Here is a 14,485-nt window from a genome sequence, read left to right on the forward strand (position 1 = left end):
GCTGACGCGGGGCCGGGGGCCGACGGGCCGGTCCGGTTGGGCCGTGGGGCGGTCCGGGGCCGACGGCCGGCATGAGGTCGGTGGGTCGGCGGGCCGGTGTGAGGCCGACGGGCCGCGCCCGGACCGGCCGGGACCGGCGAGGCGGGGAACCGGCCGGTCCCGCGACAGAAAACCGGGCCGGTCCGTGGGGGGGATACGGACCGGCCCGAGGGGGGGTTTCCACCATAACCCTTCGTAAGGGCGGATGGAGCCCTTGGCGTGCCGGGGAGTCGTGATGGAATGACCAAAGGGTGTCCCGTGGCCAGGTATGTCGGGCTTGATGACGTTTTCGGATGGCGGTATGGCACATAGTCGCCATGGCGTGTCGTCACCCACAGGAGCGAGCGTCTCTCGGCCGGCCTTGACTCGGATCGGGTACCGGGGACGTGGAGAAGCCGGAGGCGTGACCGGGCGGCCGGAGCGGGCGGGGCCACCGGGGCGGGGCCGGACGGATCGGAGTCGTCGGCGCGGGCTACGGGGCGGCCCGGTCCGGCTTGGCGGCCTCGATCAGGAAGCGGGTCGTCGTCGCCACGAAGGGGCCTTCCGCCTCGATGCGCCGGTGCAGCCCGGCCAGCAGATCCCGGTACCGCTCGACCGTGAAGTCGGGCACCATCCAGATCACCTTGCGCAGGTAGTGCACGACGGCTCCGACGTCGAAGAACTCGGTGCGCAGCCGCGCCGTCCGCAGATCGACGACCTCGAGCCCGGCCGCCTCGGCACCGCGCACGGCGTGGCGGGGATCGCGGTGGTCGCGTACCTCGGGCGGCTGCGGGCCGCGGAAGTACTCGACCAGTTCGAAGACGCTGGCGGGCCCGACCTCCTGGGAGAAATAGGTACCGCCGGGCCGCAGGACCCGGGCGGCCTCGTCCCACCGGACGCGTACGGGGTGCCGGCTGACGACCAGGTCGAAGGCGCCGTCGGCGAACGGCAGCGGCGAGTCGTCGGAACAGGCCACCAGACGCACCCCGCGGGGCCGCAGCCGGGCGGCGGCCCGGTCGATGTTCGGCGGCCATCCCTCGGTGGCCACGGTGAGCGGCGGCAACTTCGGTACGGACGCGAGGACTTCACCGCCGCCCGTCTGGAGGTCCAGCGCGGCGGTGGCCCGTGCCATGCGGGCGGCCATGGACCGGGCGTAGCCCCAAGGAGGACGTTCCTCGGTCGCCCGGCCGTCCAGCCAGGAGAAGTCCCAGCCGTCGACGGCAGAGGCCTCGGCCTCGGCGATCAGTTCTTCGAAGCGGCGGTCGGACGGCTCCATGGGGGTGATGGTGGCAGAGGGGATCCGGCGGCGGCGAACGGTTTTGGGGCGGTGACTCGGCGGGCGGCACCGGTCGTCGGGCGGTCCCGTGGGTGATCGGCGAGCGGGTGTCGGTCATCGGCGGACGGCCTCGGTCACGGGGCGGGCGGTGCCGTCGGTCAGGGGGCGGCGAGGGCGCCGAGGACGATACCGAGGAACGCCCCGATGATCATGAACGGGCCGAAGGGGATCGCCGACTTGCGGCCCGCGCGGCGCAGCAGGATCAGCCCGATCCCGTACAGCGAGCCCAGCAGGAATCCGACGAACGCGCCGACGAACAGCGTCGGCCAGCCGTACCAGCCGAGGACCACGCCGAGCGAGAGGGCGAGCTTGACGTCACCGAAGCCCATCCCGTTGGGGTTGATCAGGAACAGCACGAAGTAACAGGCACCGAGGGCGAGTCCGCCGAGCACGGCGGTGTGCCAGGCTCCCCCGTGCCCGGGGAGCAGCGCCGCGAGCCCGAGCAGCACGGTGGCCGCTCCGGCGAGGGGGAGCGTGAGCTGGTCGGGCAGCCGGTGGACATTGCGGTCGACGAGCGCGAGCAGCACGGCGAAGGGCGCGAGCAGCAGCCAGACACCCAGCTCCGGCCGGGCCCCGACCGCGGCGGCGAGCAACGCGCAGGTGAGGGCGGTGAGGAGCGGCACGAGGGGGGAGGGCCGGTACGGGACGGCCCGGCCGGGCCCGGTCGCGACGGCGGCCGGGTCGGGGCGGGGGGCCCGCTCGGTGCCGGCGGCCGAGGCCGAGGCGGGGGTCGGTTCCGGGTCCGGGGTGGTAAGCGGATCCGAGGCACTGTCACTGTCCGAGTCCGGGACGGGGGACGGGCCCGGGACAGGAGGCGGGGCGGCGGGAGGCGAGTCCGGGACGGGAGGCGGGGCGGCGGCGAAGCTCTCCGGGCCGCCGCCGGACACGGAGCGGGCCGGGTACGGGGCGGCGCCGCCGGAGCCGGACGCCGCGGCCGCCCGGAGCGTACGGCAGGTGGCGCAGGTCGCCGGGCCCAGCCAGCCCCGGGCCGGGCCGGTGAACGGGTGGTCCGCCGGACAGCCCTGGCGCCAGGGTTCGTCCGGCTCGACCGAGAGCCGGTACGCCGCGCGCGGCAGCAGCAGTCCGGTGGCTCCGCCCCAGAGAGCGGCGACGACGATCAGCGTGGCGTACACGACACCGACCCTAGGGCCAACGGCGGGCCCGGTCATGGGCCCAGGGGCCCATAACATCCCGCCGCGGGACCGCTACGGTCTACCCCCATGGGCATGTGGCGCAACGGCAGCGGTCAGTTGACGGTCATCGGGCGGAACGGGGCCCCGGCGGAGAGTCCCACGGATCGTTCCACCGGAATCGCCCTGGAGATCGCGGCGTCGTACGGCACCCGACGGCGCGGGCTTCTCGGACGGGACGGCATCGAGGGCGCGCTGCTCATCACGCCCTGCAACAGCGTCCACACCTTCCGGATGCGCTTCGCCATCGATGTCGCCTATCTCGACAAGGAGTTGGCCGTCCTCGACGTGCAGACGCTCAAGCCCGGCCGGCTCCCCCTCCCCCGCCTGCGCGCCCGCCACGTCCTGGAGGCGGAGGCCGGAGCCATGGAGCGGTGGGGCCTGCGGCCGGGCGCGCGCGTGAGCATCAGCGTGGACGGCGGCACCGCGTCCGGCGGGGCCGGTGGCGCGGCGGGAGCGGCGGGAGCGGCGGGAGCGGCGGGTTAAGCGAGCTTGGCGGCCTGGGCGGTCAGCAGGCCCGCCGGGAGGATCGGCGTCGTGCCGCTCTCGAAGTTCGCCGTGTAGAAGGTGGCCACCGTGCCTCCCACCCGTACGAGATGGAAGACGAGCGGTACCGGATCGCCTTCGTAGTCTCCCGTGACCTCGTACGCGAGCGCGTCGTCGCCCGTCTTCGCCACGTCGAGGCGGCGCACACCGGTGTACGTCGAGGGACCGTCGCCGCCGCGTGCGGTGAAGCCGTCCGCGCAGGAGCCGATGGCGGTGCTGAGCCGGCTCAGCAGCGTGCGCGCGTCACCGACGCCGTGGGCGGTGAGGAACTCCGACACGGCCGGACCGCCGTTGCCGTCCCCGCCCACGAGTTGACGGTAGGCCACGGCCTTGGCCCGCGGTTCCGGTGTTCCGTTGATCAGGCCGACGAGTGGTGCGCACGCGCGCCTGTCGGCGGTCTCCCCCCGCGCCGGGGGCGGGTCCATCGGGCGGACCTCGAAACCGGACACGTCGCCGGTGGCGAGGACGGCGCGGTCCAGCTCGCCCTGCGCCAGGACCCTTCCGTCGCGTGCCCCGATGCCGGTCGGACCGGGGCGCGGACTCGCGGCGGCCGGTGCGGGAGCCCGCTCCGGCGGTCCCGTCGTCGCCCCTGTCGTCGTACTCGCCCGGTCGTCGGTCCCGTCCTTCCCGCCGTCTCCGCCGTCGCCCTGCCCGCCTCCGCAGGCGCCGGTCAGTCCGAGGAGCAGGGCGACCGCCACGGCGGCCCCGGTCCTGTACGCGGTGCGTGTCCTCATGTCCGCTTCTCCCCCGTCTCGTTCGTCGTTTTCCTCGTTTTCCTCGTTCGCCGTGGGCGGTCGGACCGGCGGCTCAGGCCGAATCGTCCGGCCGCAGCGCGGGCACGGGGCCCAGGCGCGGCCAGCGGGACGTCATCCGGTCGGCCATCTGGCCGCACAGCCTTCCCAGTCCGTCGAGCGACGTGTCGTCGCCGTCCTTGTCCTCCACCGCTTTCGCCACCAAAGGCACGGGCGGGGCCCCGAGGGTGTCCGCGAGGGCGAGGAAGGAGTCGATGTCGGTGCGTGTGGGGGCGGCCCAACGGGGCAGGGCGCCCTCGTCGGCCGATGCCTCGGTCATCAGGTCTTCGGTCACCACGACTTCGGTCACCGGTTCTTCGGTCAGCAGGTCGTCGGTCACCGAGGCCTCACTCGCCGGGTCCGCACTCGCCGCTGTCGCCGCCGCGGTCACCGGCGTCGCCGACGACCGCCTCCGTGGCGCCGCCTGCCCGGCCGCGTGCAGCCTGGCCAGCGCCGCCGCGTAGCCAACCTGCCATCCCTCCGCCGGGCGGCCGTGCTCCAGCCGCTCCAGCACCAGCAGCCGTGCCCGGTCCTCCGTGCCGAGCAGCCGGGGGACGACCTGGGGCGCGGCGTCGCCCGCCAGTCGGAGCGCGGCGACCTCACGGGCGTACCGTCCGGCCGCCCCGTTCCCCCCGACCAGTTGCTTGACGACGGCGGGCCCGTGGTCCGGCAGGTCGACCCGCCAGACGCGCGACCGCGGGCTGCTGGCCAGCTCCCGGGCCCGGCGGGGCTCGCCGAGCAGGTCACGGAGCTCGTCCCCGAACGGCACCGCCGTCCGCGCTCCCCGCGCCCCGCGCGTCATGCGCCGTTCCGGGGGAACAGGGTGACGAGGGGGGCCGGGCCGCCGCCGTACAGCTCCAGGCGGCGCCTCTCGTCCGCCCCGTTGCCGAGCCGGATGCCGAAGGTCCAGGTGGGGTCGAGGAAGAGAGTGTGCCCGCCCTCGAAGTCGAGGGCGAGGCAGCCGCACTCGGCCGGTCCGTACGGTGTTCCCGCGACCGCCGACGTCTCCGTGCCGGGCGGTGTCCCCTCGCCGGCCCGCGTCTCCGTGCCGGGCGACGTCCCCGTACCGTCCCCGGGGTGGACGCGCAGCCGCGTGCAGACAAGTTCCTCCCGGCCGTCGCCGAAGAGCTGTTCCCCGTACGAGGCGACGATCACCTCGTCCTCGGCGTCCACCAGCAGCTCGATGTCCGACCAGTCCACGGCCGCCGCGCGGGCCGCCGTCAGACCGGCGGACCCGCCGGCGGACGCGAACCTCAGCACGCCCTCGTCCAGTCGCAGCCATACGACCACGGGCTGCGGGCGGAACTCGGGTACGTCGCCGTCCCGGTCCACCCAGCCGGGGACGAGGACGTCGCGGACCCGGCGGTCGCGAAGGGTCTCCTCCACGGTCCGGTGCGTGCTCGCCGCGTTCACGACCTCACCAGCCCTTCGCGCGTCTCGCCGGTTGCTCCGGGCCTCAGCGCGGCTTCGCGCCTCACCGCGTGTCGGTGCCTCACCACTTCTTCGTGCTTCACCCGTCGCCCTTCTTCTTCGGCACCTTCTTGGTGATCTCGATCGAGGTGTCGAGCCCCTCACCGCTCTTGAGGGCCGTCCAGAAGTCGCCGTTCTCCCTGAGAACGACGGTCACGCCCTTGCCACGATAGATCAGGCCCTCGGGCTCGCCCTTCTTCAGCGTTCCCTTGCCGACCAGTTCGAACGTGCCGTCCTTGATGGCGTTCGCGATGTCCTCCCGGAACCGCGGGCCGTCGTCCTTCAGCTTCTTGTACTTGGTCCCCAGCGCGTCCTCGATCAGCTTCTTGTGCCGGAGGAAGTGGTCCTTGAACTTCTTCGCGTCGCCCTCGCCCACGGTCGGTTTCCGGGCGCCCTCGGCCTCCTCCGGAGTCATCTCGCAGTCGTTGTTGTGGACGAGCGCGTTCGCGGCGCCGGCCCCGACGTAGTACGTGTGGATGCCCTGGACGGTGAGGTCGTAGGTGGTCTGCCGCTGGGTGTGGCGGGCGACGGCGGTGACCGCCAGGGTCCCGCCTCCGGGGGTGCGCAGCTCGTCCCCCGGGGCCAGTTCGCCGGCCGGTGCCCAACGGCGCTCCCCGCTCAGCCAGAACGGGTGCGTGTCCGTGGCCGTGAGCTGTGCGTACGTACCGGCCGCCCGGACCGTGAGCCGGGTGAAGTCCTTGTCGTCGTGGGTGACGATGGTCCGCTCGACGGCACGGGCCCGGGTCAGGCCGGTCACGGGGTCGGTGGCGAGGACCCGAGCGCCCACGGGAACCCGGTCGATGGCGACCCGGGTGCCGTCCGCGAGGAGCACCGGCGTGCCCCGGAGGAAGCTGTGCCGGACGGGGCAGGCGACCGGCTTCTTCTCGCCCGGCCGGTCCTCGGGCTTGTTCTCGCGCTCGGCGTCGAGCTTCTTCTTCGCGTCGGCGAGCCGGTCCTCCGCGTCACCCACCCGCTTGCGGTTCTTGACCAGGTTCTTCAGGCCGTCGTACAGGTCACCGCCGTGCTTCTTCAGCTTTCTGACCAGTTCGACGGCCTTCTTCCACTTCCACGGCGCGCCGTACTTCGCCGCGAGCTTGCCCACGGCGCCGCCGACGAGATTCGTGAGCACGTTGATGAGCGTCTCCGTGCACGCGCCCATGTCGCCCTTGGTGACGCAGTTCAGGGCGTCGGTGATGCCCAGTTCTTCGGCGAGGATCTTCGCCAGCTCCCGCGCGGCCTCCTTGGCCTTGTCCGAGTCGGACTGCTCGGCGGCCTGGGCGTCCTGGAGTTCCTTGAGGGCGGCGTCGTAGTCGATCTGGGCCCGGGAGGTGTCCCCGTCACCGGGATCGCGGTCGCCTGCACCGGGATCGCCGCTCGCTTCGTCGTTCCCGCCGGCTTCGTCGCTGCCGCCGGCTTCGTCGTTGCCTGCCGCTCCCCCGCCGCAGTTGTCACCGCCGGTGATCCGGCACACCTGCGTACCGATCCCCTCGGCGAGCGTCGGCCCGACCCCGGTGAGCACCAGCGCGCCGACGATGCCGGCCACGAGGGCCGCCACCCCCACGTACTCGATGGCTCCCTGACCTCGCTGCCTTCCGCGCAGCCCCGGCAATCTCACATCCGTACGCGGGACGAGCCGACGCGCACGACGACGAAAACGACGCACTACCCCCGATGGCGACATACGCGGCAGGTTATGGGCGCATACACCCCCGGTCTTGGGCCCCAGGGCCCAAAACCGGACTCATCCGGCCGGCCCCGACACCCCTGCGACGTGCCGAGGGGCGGCCCCCGGCGGGTCCGCCCCTCGGTGTGGGACCTGGAAGAAGGTCTACGAGCTCTCCCCGCGCGGGAAGGAGACCTCCACGCGGCGGTTCTTCTTGCGGCCTTCCTCGCTGCTGTTGTCCGCGATCGGGTAGTCCTCGCTGTAGCCACGGACCTCGTACGTGATCCCGGCGGAGCCCAACTGATCGTTCAGGACGCCCTGTACGGCGTCGGCGCGCTGCTTGGAGAGGACCTTTCCGTGCTCGTACGTGCCGAGGTCGTCCGTGAAGCCGAAGACGCGGACCTTGGTGGCCTTCTGCTTCTTGATCTCCGCGGCGATCTCGGCGATGCGCGCGTTCGCCGACGAGGTCAGCCTGGCGCTGTCCTTGCCGAAGAGGACCTCGGCCTGGAGCGCCATCTTCACGTTCTCCGGGGTGTCCTCGCGGCGCTCCTCGCCGCCCTGGGACTCGACCACCGAGATGATGTCGAGCACCTTCGCCGGGGCGAGGGTGGCGCCGCCCCGGAGCTTGAGGCCCGGTGCGTTGGCGTCGACCTGGGGCGGCGGGGAGGTCGACTCGGTGCCCGGCGGGACGCTCGGCGTCTCGTCGGCGCGGGCCCCGTCCGCCAGGGTGAACTGGACGCCGGTGAACAGCACCGCCGCCGCGAGCGCCGTCACCGCCGGGCGTGCCGCGAGCGCGGAGGCCCCGCGGGCGCGGGGCGTCGTGGCACGCATCAGGAGATCTCAATCGTCGCGGTGGGCATCAGCGGCATCTGGAGATCCACCTGAGTGGTGGAGGCCGGCGGGGCCGGGAACTGGGCGAAGAACGGTTCGGCGGCCCCGCCGTCGAGACGGCTGATGCCGGTGGTCGTCAGCGGGTAGCCGTCGGTGTCGCGCAGGACGTAGTAGCGCTTCTTCTCCGCCTTGTCGACCATCGTGAACCCGGCCAGGGAGCGGCCGGTCCTGCGGACCTGCGTCTCCGACCCGTTCCACGCGATCGGGATCGTCTCCGACGAACTGGACGTGTTCTTCAGGGTCCCGGTGATCGTGAGGAAGCCGCCTTCGTCACGTGTGGCCGTGTGAATGACGAACTGGAGCCCCTTGCTCCCGTTGATCGTCGCCAGCGTCTTGCTGGTGTCCGGCACCGTGGGGCCGTCGCTCTCCTTCGGCTTCGCGTCGCCGGGGGTGGAGGACGAGGACGACGAGTCGGCACTCTTCGCCTTGTCACCGCCCCCGTCGCCGCCGCCACAAGCGGTCAGGGACACGCTCAGCGCCACCACGGCGAGGGCGGCCCCCACCGCCCTACGGGCCTTCGCCCCGTGCCACACACTCATGAATCCGGTTCCTTTGCGTTCGCTCGCGGTCAGTCCTCGTCCAGACGGACGGAGAACAGGTCGGCCATGTCCGGGAGAAGGTCGAGATGCTCCGGCTCGATAGTCCACTCGAAGTCGTCGTCGCAAACGAGGGAGCCGGGTGACGTCGGCGTGTCGTCACCCTCGCCACCCTCGTCGTCGCCGTCCTCCCCGTCCGCGGGCGGCTCCTCGTCCTCCTCCGCGGGCTCGAAGGAGCACCGGGGCACGACGACGGCCGTGGCGTGGGCATCGGCCCGCTTGTTCTCGGCCGCCGACAGGATGTTCTCGCCCATCGGCTTCTGGTTCTCGACATGGACCGTGAAGCCCCACCGGCCGCCCCCCAGCGCGCGGCAGTCCCCGTCGACCAGTTGGGCGTCGTTGAGCGCGGCGAACTGACTCGCGGCCCGGCAGCCGTCGTACGTGCCCAGCGGATTTCCGTTGAAGACGTCGTCCAGCCAGCCGGGGTCGAGAAGGTTGGCCTCCAGATCGAGACGGAACTGGTCGCGGGACTCCTGGGCCGCCGCCAGGGCCGCGGCGTCCGCCGCGCCCTGCGCGCCATTGCGTGCGGCGCCGGCCTGACCGACCGTGAAGAACGCGAGCGCGAGAAAGAGCAGGCCCGCCACCATCGTGATGTAGATGGGGACGGCCTGCCCTGACTCACGAGCGTGGCGCATGGTTACTCGCCGCTCAGGATCTCTTCGACCTTCTCCGTCAGACCGTCGGCGATCGTCTCGTCCACGCCCGAGCCCACGATGGCCACGATGATCAGCGCCACCAGCACGATCACACCCACGTACTCGACGGCGCCCTGGCCCTGGTCGCGGCGGCTCTTGATCGCCGACACGGCGGTGTTCGCCCAGGAGCCGACGTAGACCTTGGCGTGGGCGGCGGCCTTCAGCGTGATGTTCGACATGGGGTACCCCTCCGGTGCCGGCCGGCCCCTTGTCGGCCGACGCATACGAATTCTCGGTGCCGTTCGCGGTTCCGGCTTCCTCCCGGCCGGTCTCGCTGGCGGCATGAGAAACGTACGCGGGGGAGGCGCTCCCGGCCATGGGCCCGAGGACCCAACTCCGGGCCCAACTCGGGGATTGGGCCCGCCAGGACGGGGCGACGGGTGTGGCGCCCGGGGCGGGGCGGGCGTCCGGGGCGGGTACGCCGTAGCCGCGCGGGCCCTGCCCGTCGCAGGTGCGCGGCTCGTCTCCGTCATGGCCGCGCGGGGAGCGCCGTTCGCGGTCAGCCATGGGTCGCCGGCCCCCTTCCGCCGATGCCGTGCCACAGGGCGATCGCCTCGCCGCGACTTCCCGCGTTCAGCTTGCCGAAGATCCGGTTGATGTGGTTCTTGACGGTCTTCTGGCTGATGAAGCAGGCGGCGGCGATCTGCTGATTCGTCATACCGGACGCGATCAGGTCCATGATCTCCACCTCCCGTTGGCTCAGCTCCGCGTACAGGGCAGGGGTCCCGGCGGCACCGGTCTGCTGCCGACCCTGGGAAGAATGTGCCACATCAACTTGCGAAAGCGAAGCACTTTGAGGAAATTTCCGAGCGGCCGATTCTTGTCCAACGCCCCCCGCCTGGCGATTCGTTGCGGTAGACAGGGAAGGATGACCAGATGGCACCTCATACGTATTTGCAGATGTTTGCTGTCGCGTATTCGCTGGATGGCTCCGCCCGGTGAACGCCGTGCCCAGGCCGTCCGGCAGCGGCACCACCGGCCCGCCGTCCGGTCCGCCGCTCGCGCCCCCGTCCCGTACGGACGCCAGCAGCGCGCTCGACGCCGAGTGGGTGAAGTGGGCCCGGCCCTGTCTGATGTCCCGTACGGCCTCGACCAGTTGGTCGGCGGTGAACTCCCCGTGCACGAGGTAACCGCCTGCTCCCAGCCGCAGGGCCTCGTGCACGATCTCGCTCTCCCGGCTGTACGTCATCATCAGCACCGGGGCCAGGCCCACCAGGTGCGGCAGCGCGGAGATGCCGTCGACGCCCGGCATGCGCACGTCCAGCAGGATGACGTCCGGCCGGTGCCGCAGGGCCTCGTCGTACGCCTGGCGGCCGTCCGACGCCTCCGCGACGACCTCGATGTCGTCGCGGCCGGAGAGCAGGACGGTGAGCCCCGCCCGAACCACCGGATTGTCGTCGGCGACCACGACCCGCATCGGCGGCGCGGCCGGCATCGCCTGCGGGAAGGGATCGCCGGGCGCCCACACCTGTTCGGGCCGTCCGGGCCGCCCTCGTTGTTCTCGTCGGCCCGGTCGCCCCGGTCGTTCCGGCGGTGCTGTCGGTGCGGGATGCCGGGGTGCCGCGTACGGACCCGGGTCACCGGGGATCTCGTGCGTCATGGCCGCGGCCTCCTCTCACAGTGAGCGAATGGGTGGATGTGTTCTCGGTCCGGATGTGCCCCGCGACCTCACGGCTTCCGCGGCCTCACGGCTTCCGCGGCCTCACTGCTTCCGCGGACCGGCGGCAGCCGCGGCACCGCGGCCGGGGCCCGGCGCGGCACGTGCGGCGTCACCGCAGTGCCGGGGTGGGAGGCGCGGCCGAGGGCCCGGCCGGCTGCTTCCGCGTCACGGGCCGCAGGGCGGTCATCGGCAGCTCCAGCCGTACCTCGGTGCCCTTGGCGGCCCGCCCCCGGCCGATCCGGATCCGGGCGCCGATGGACGCCGCCCGCTCCACCATCCCGACCAGGCCGAAATGGCCCGCCCGCCGCAGGTCGGCCAGGGTCGTGCCCGGCGGCAGTCCGGCACCGTCGTCGTACACGCTGACCCTCAGCACCGGGCCCACCGGTCCCGCCGAGACGTTCACATGGCTCGGGCGGCCGTGTCGGTACGCGTTCTCCATGGCCTCGGTGGCGATCGTCAGCACATGCCGGGCCACGGCGTGCGGGACGGGCGGCACCGGTGTACCGCTGATCAGCAGGAAGGTGGCCTGTACGCCGTGGCGGCGGGCGAAGTCCTTGGTCCGCGAATCCAGTTCCCTCAGTACGTCGACCCCGCCGTCGAGTCCCGACTCGCGCCGCAGGTCCGACAGCAGCTCGCGCGACTCCGCGGCGGCCCGCCGCGCGGAGCGGGCCACCAGCTCCGCCTGCCGCTTGACGTCCTGGGGGTCGATCCGGTCCGCCGACCACGCCAGGCCGTCCGCCGCCAGGGCGAGGCCGTGCAGCGTCTTGGCGACCGAGTCGTGCATCTCGCGGGCGAGCCTGGCGCGTTCGGCCTCCACGGCGCCGGTCACGGCGAGCTGGGCACGCGCCTCCGTGAGCGCCTGGCTCGCGGTGCCGAAGCCGAGCATGAGGTTGCGCAGGGTGCTGCCGATCGCGCCGGCTATCACGCAGAGACCGGGCAGCAGCAGGGCGGTGAAAGCGGGCTCCGCGGCGCTGTTGACCGCGTACGCCCCGGCGACGAACAGCGACTGCAGCACGGCGAAGAACGCCGCGCCCCGCCAGCCGTATACGAGCCCGGCCAGCAGGGGCGTGCAGATGGTGACGTACGCCAGCGTGGAGTCCGGGGAGGCCGTCACCAGCAGCAGCGCGCCGAAGATCATGTCGATGCCGAGCAGGAGGGGATGGCGCAGGAGCAACGGCCCGAACCGCTCCCAGTCCCGCAGCAGGGCGTACGACACCATGAAGGTGGCGAGGACGGCCGCCCCGACAAGCCAGAGGCCCACGCCCGCGGCGGTGCGGGAGAGGGCGAAGGGGGTGGCGAGGGCGATCATCGCCAGTCTGAAGGCGAACACCTGGCGGCACAGCGCCTGGAGGGCGTTGACCTGGATCGCCAGGGGCGGGACATGGCGCGGAGCGGCGCCTCTCGCCGCCGTCGACAACGCGTCGTCGTGGGCGCCGCCGGTGAGTGCGACGGTCTTCGGGGACATGGTGGGGTCACCTCCCGTTCTCCTGTGCGGGGCTGGATCGCGCTTCGTGCAGGTCGGTGGAGTCGTGGGTCGGGGTCGTCGGTCGGGGTCGTGGGTCCGTGGTGGCGGGTGGTTCGAACGACGTGCTGTGCGGCGGTCCCGCCACGTCGGCGGCGGTCCCGTACGTCACCCGCCCAGGATGTCGCCGAAGTCCACCCCCGAGCCGTAGTAGAAGCCCAGGACGATCAGCATCAGCGTGGCCGGGAGCATCACCATCGTGACCACGAGCGTGGTCTTCGGAACGGCCTGGGCCGCCTTGCGCCGGGCGTTCTGCGCGTCGGTGCGGCGCATGTCGTTGGCGATCTGGATGAGCGTGTCCACGATGGGGGCACCGAGCTCCTCGCCCTGCTGGAGGGCCGTCACGAACATCGACACCTGCTCGGACGCGTTGCGCTTGCGCAACTGCTCGAACGCGACGCGGCGGCTGACGCCCATGTCCATCTGGCGCAGGGTGATGCGGAGTTCGTCGGACCACGGTCCCTGGTACTTCTCCGCGACCCTCTCCAGGGCCTGGCGGAAGCCGAGCCCGGCCGAGACGACGACCGCGAGGACGTCCAGGAAGTCGGGCAGGGTCCGTTCGATGTCGTCCTTGCGCCGGCGGATGGCCGACCGGATGATCACATCGGTCCACACCAGTCCGAACGCGAGCGCGAGCAGTGCGATGACCGGCTGGCCGCGTACCACCAGGGCCAGCGCCGCCAGGATCCCGAGGAACCCGTAGACCGCGCGGCGGGCCGCGTACCGGTCCACCGTGATGCCGCCCGGATTCCCCGCCATGTCCAGCCGGCGGCGCAGCGCCTCGACCCGCTTGGGCCCCATCATCCGCAGCACGGCCGGGGCGTAGCGCATCCCGAGCCGGTCGATGCCGGAGCCGACCGCGGTGGTACGGCCGGCGCCGACCTCCAGAGCGATGGCGAGGTCGCTGGGCAGCTTGGCGTCGGCGCGGATGAGACGTACCCCGAAGAAGGCGCCGTAGACGGCCAGTCCGAACGCGACCGCGAGCAGCAGACCTGTCATGTGTCGTCCCCCCTCTCAGACCAGGACCCGGGACAGCCGCCGGATCAGCACGAAGCCGACCGCGTACATGGCGAAGGCCGCGACGACCGCCGCCTGGCCCAGGACCGACCCCGTCATCTTGTCCAGCGCGCCGTCTCCCATGCCATTGATCAGCAAAAGGAAGCCGAGACCGAGCACCGGCACGGCGACCGAGGTGACCTTGATCTGGGAGAGCATCGTCGTGACCTCACGCCGGGTCTCCTTGCGCTCCTCCAGGGTCTCGGTGAGGTTGCGCAGGGAACTGACCACCTGGCCGCCGGCCCGGCTGGAGAGTACGAGCGTGGTGACGAGGACGACGAGCTCGCGCGAGGGCAGCCGGTCGGAGAGCTCCCCGAGGGCGTCCTCCATGGAGTGTCCGACGGCGAGCTGGTCGGCGACCCGGCGCAGTTCCTCGCCCGCCGGGTCGTCCAGTTCGTCGGCCGCCATCGCCAGGGCGGTCCGCAGCGCCAGACCGGCCTGGGTCGCGTTGGCGAGCACGCGGGTCAGCTCGGGCAGCTGGTTGATGAACGCCTCGGTGCGCCTGGCCCGCTGGTAGTTGAGGAAGGCGTTGCCTCCCCATATGCCGATCAGCGCGGCGAGGACCCCGAAGAACGGGGCGAAGACCGCGCCGACGGCGAAGTACAGGCCGAGCACCCCGGCCGCCGCGTACACCACGTACTCGCCCGGGGTCAGGTCCAGGCCGGTGGCGGCGATCTTGCGCTCGATACGCCGTCCGACCGAGGTGGCGCGCAGCCGGCGGTCGAGGGCGACGAACCGCCGGGGCCGGCCGCTCCCGGCTCTCGGCGGTCCCGTCTGGGACATGCGTTCGTAGAGCACCTGCCCCTGGGCCCTGCCCGACGCGTAGACGTGCAGGCCGATGACGGCGAGCACGCAGGTGAGCAGGGTGACGCCGATCGTCAGCAGCGGGAGGTTAGCCATGGCGGAGGGGACCTTTTCGGTGGGCGGGACATGCGCGGCGCGCTGTGGGGGGAGGGCCGGAACGGCGACGGGCCGGACGCCCGAGCGGGCGACGGTCCGGGCGCGTGTGGTCCGGGCGCGTGTGGTCCGGGCGCGTGTGGTCCGGGCGCGT

Annotated in this window: 15 protein-coding genes; 1 reads left to right on the plus strand and 14 read right to left on the minus strand. The window is 72.4% G+C overall.

What is annotated here, in order from left to right:
- Window positions 1-511 precede the first annotated feature (511 nt).
- A complete protein-coding gene (locus IG02_RS0120335) occupies window positions 512-1,294 on the minus strand; it encodes a class I SAM-dependent methyltransferase (RefSeq protein ID WP_051765373.1) in 783 nt (260 codons plus the stop codon).
- Window positions 1,295-1,452: 158 nt separating this feature from the next.
- Window positions 1,453-2,487, minus strand: coding sequence for a prepilin peptidase (locus IG02_RS0120340; RefSeq protein WP_030749870.1), 1,035 nt, complete (start codon window positions 2,485-2,487; stop codon window positions 1,453-1,455).
- Window positions 2,488-2,574: 87 nt separating this feature from the next.
- Here IG02_RS0120340 and IG02_RS0120345 point away from each other — a divergent pair, with 87 nt between their 5' ends.
- Window positions 2,575-3,030 (plus strand): DUF192 domain-containing protein, encoded by a 456-nt coding sequence (locus tag IG02_RS0120345; protein WP_030749873.1) that lies wholly within the window; start codon window positions 2,575-2,577, stop codon window positions 3,028-3,030.
- Here the strand turns inward: IG02_RS0120345 and IG02_RS0120350 are convergent.
- The 12 genes from IG02_RS0120350 to IG02_RS0120405 form a co-directional block, all read right to left on the minus strand.
- The gene (locus IG02_RS0120350; RefSeq protein ID WP_030749876.1) at window positions 3,027-3,824 is read right to left on the minus strand and encodes a hypothetical protein; all 798 of its coding nucleotides are present in this window, start codon (window positions 3,822-3,824) and stop codon (window positions 3,027-3,029) included. The two genes, IG02_RS0120345 and IG02_RS0120350, sit on opposite strands and share 4 nt — an antisense overlap.
- A gap of 73 nt (window positions 3,825-3,897) precedes the next feature.
- On the minus strand, window positions 3,898-4,683 hold the full coding sequence (locus IG02_RS37885) for a hypothetical protein (RefSeq protein WP_051765377.1): 786 nt from the start codon (window positions 4,681-4,683) through the stop codon (window positions 3,898-3,900).
- Window positions 4,680-5,294 carry a hypothetical protein gene (locus tag IG02_RS0120360; RefSeq protein WP_030749884.1) on the minus strand — a complete coding sequence of 205 codons (615 nt, stop codon included), beginning with the start codon at window positions 5,292-5,294 and terminating at the stop codon, window positions 4,680-4,682. Before IG02_RS0120360 ends, IG02_RS37885 begins: the two co-directional genes overlap by 4 nt.
- Window positions 5,295-5,391: 97 nt before the next feature.
- On the minus strand, window positions 5,392-6,912 hold the full coding sequence (locus IG02_RS0120365) for a polymorphic toxin-type HINT domain-containing protein (protein WP_030749887.1): 1,521 nt from the start codon (window positions 6,910-6,912) through the stop codon (window positions 5,392-5,394).
- A 267-nt stretch (window positions 6,913-7,179) separates the two neighbouring features.
- A complete protein-coding gene (locus tag IG02_RS0120370; RefSeq protein ID WP_030749889.1) occupies window positions 7,180-7,845 on the minus strand; it encodes an OmpA family protein in 666 nt (221 codons plus the stop codon).
- Window positions 7,845-8,444: a hypothetical protein gene (locus tag IG02_RS0120375; protein WP_030749892.1), complete on the minus strand. Its 600-nt coding sequence runs from the start codon at window positions 8,442-8,444 to the stop codon at window positions 7,845-7,847. The genes IG02_RS0120370 and IG02_RS0120375 overlap by 1 nt, the downstream gene beginning before the upstream one ends.
- A 29-nt stretch (window positions 8,445-8,473) precedes the next feature.
- On the minus strand, window positions 8,474-9,136 hold the full coding sequence (locus tag IG02_RS0120380; protein WP_030749894.1) for a pilus assembly protein TadG-related protein: 663 nt from the start codon (window positions 9,134-9,136) through the stop codon (window positions 8,474-8,476).
- A 2-nt stretch (window positions 9,137-9,138) separates the two neighbouring features.
- Window positions 9,139-9,375 (minus strand): hypothetical protein, encoded by a 237-nt coding sequence (locus tag IG02_RS0120385; RefSeq protein ID WP_030749896.1) that lies wholly within the window; start codon window positions 9,373-9,375, stop codon window positions 9,139-9,141.
- A gap of 320 nt (window positions 9,376-9,695) precedes the next feature.
- The gene (locus IG02_RS0120390; RefSeq protein ID WP_078854637.1) at window positions 9,696-10,796 is read right to left on the minus strand and encodes a response regulator; all 1,101 of its coding nucleotides are present in this window, start codon (window positions 10,794-10,796) and stop codon (window positions 9,696-9,698) included.
- Window positions 10,797-10,965: 169 nt separating this feature from the next.
- A complete protein-coding gene (locus IG02_RS0120395) occupies window positions 10,966-12,321 on the minus strand; it encodes a sensor histidine kinase (RefSeq protein WP_078854638.1) in 1,356 nt (451 codons plus the stop codon).
- Between the two features lie 165 nt (window positions 12,322-12,486).
- Window positions 12,487-13,377 carry a DUF5936 domain-containing protein gene (locus IG02_RS0120400; protein ID WP_030749903.1) on the minus strand — a complete coding sequence of 297 codons (891 nt, stop codon included), beginning with the start codon at window positions 13,375-13,377 and terminating at the stop codon, window positions 12,487-12,489.
- A gap of 15 nt (window positions 13,378-13,392) precedes the next feature.
- The gene (locus IG02_RS0120405; RefSeq protein WP_030749906.1) at window positions 13,393-14,334 is read right to left on the minus strand and encodes a type II secretion system F family protein; all 942 of its coding nucleotides are present in this window, start codon (window positions 14,332-14,334) and stop codon (window positions 13,393-13,395) included.
- Between the last annotated feature and the right edge of the window lie 151 nt (window positions 14,335-14,485).

The sequence above is a fragment of the Streptomyces sp. NRRL F-5135 genome, from assembly GCF_000719775.1.
GTDB lineage: Bacteria > Actinomycetota > Actinomycetes > Streptomycetales > Streptomycetaceae > Streptomyces > Streptomyces hebeiensis.

Coding starts and splice junctions, on each gene's coding strand:
- IG02_RS0120335 (WP_051765373.1), bottom strand. CDS start 1,294: ATGGAGCCGTCCGACCGCCGCTTCGAAGAACTGATCGCCGAGGCCGAG.
- IG02_RS0120345 (WP_030749873.1), top strand. CDS start 2,575: ATGGGCATGTGGCGCAACGGCAGCGGTCAGTTGACGGTCATCGGGCGG.
- IG02_RS0120350 (WP_030749876.1), bottom strand. CDS start 3,824: ATGAGGACACGCACCGCGTACAGGACCGGGGCCGCCGTGGCGGTCGCC.
- IG02_RS37885 (WP_051765377.1), bottom strand. CDS start 4,683: ATGACGCGCGGGGCGCGGGGAGCGCGGACGGCGGTGCCGTTCGGGGAC.
- IG02_RS0120370 (WP_030749889.1), bottom strand. CDS start 7,845: ATGCGTGCCACGACGCCCCGCGCCCGCGGGGCCTCCGCGCTCGCGGCA.
- IG02_RS0120375 (WP_030749892.1), bottom strand. CDS start 8,444: ATGAGTGTGTGGCACGGGGCGAAGGCCCGTAGGGCGGTGGGGGCCGCC.
- IG02_RS0120380 (WP_030749894.1), bottom strand. CDS start 9,136: ATGCGCCACGCTCGTGAGTCAGGGCAGGCCGTCCCCATCTACATCACG.
- IG02_RS0120385 (WP_030749896.1), bottom strand. CDS start 9,375: ATGTCGAACATCACGCTGAAGGCCGCCGCCCACGCCAAGGTCTACGTC.
- IG02_RS0120390 (WP_078854637.1), bottom strand. CDS start 10,796: ATGACGCACGAGATCCCCGGTGACCCGGGTCCGTACGCGGCACCCCGG.
- IG02_RS0120395 (WP_078854638.1), bottom strand. CDS start 12,321: ATGTCCCCGAAGACCGTCGCACTCACCGGCGGCGCCCACGACGACGCG.
- IG02_RS0120400 (WP_030749903.1), bottom strand. CDS start 13,377: ATGACAGGTCTGCTGCTCGCGGTCGCGTTCGGACTGGCCGTCTACGGC.
- IG02_RS0120405 (WP_030749906.1), bottom strand. CDS start 14,334: ATGGCTAACCTCCCGCTGCTGACGATCGGCGTCACCCTGCTCACCTGC.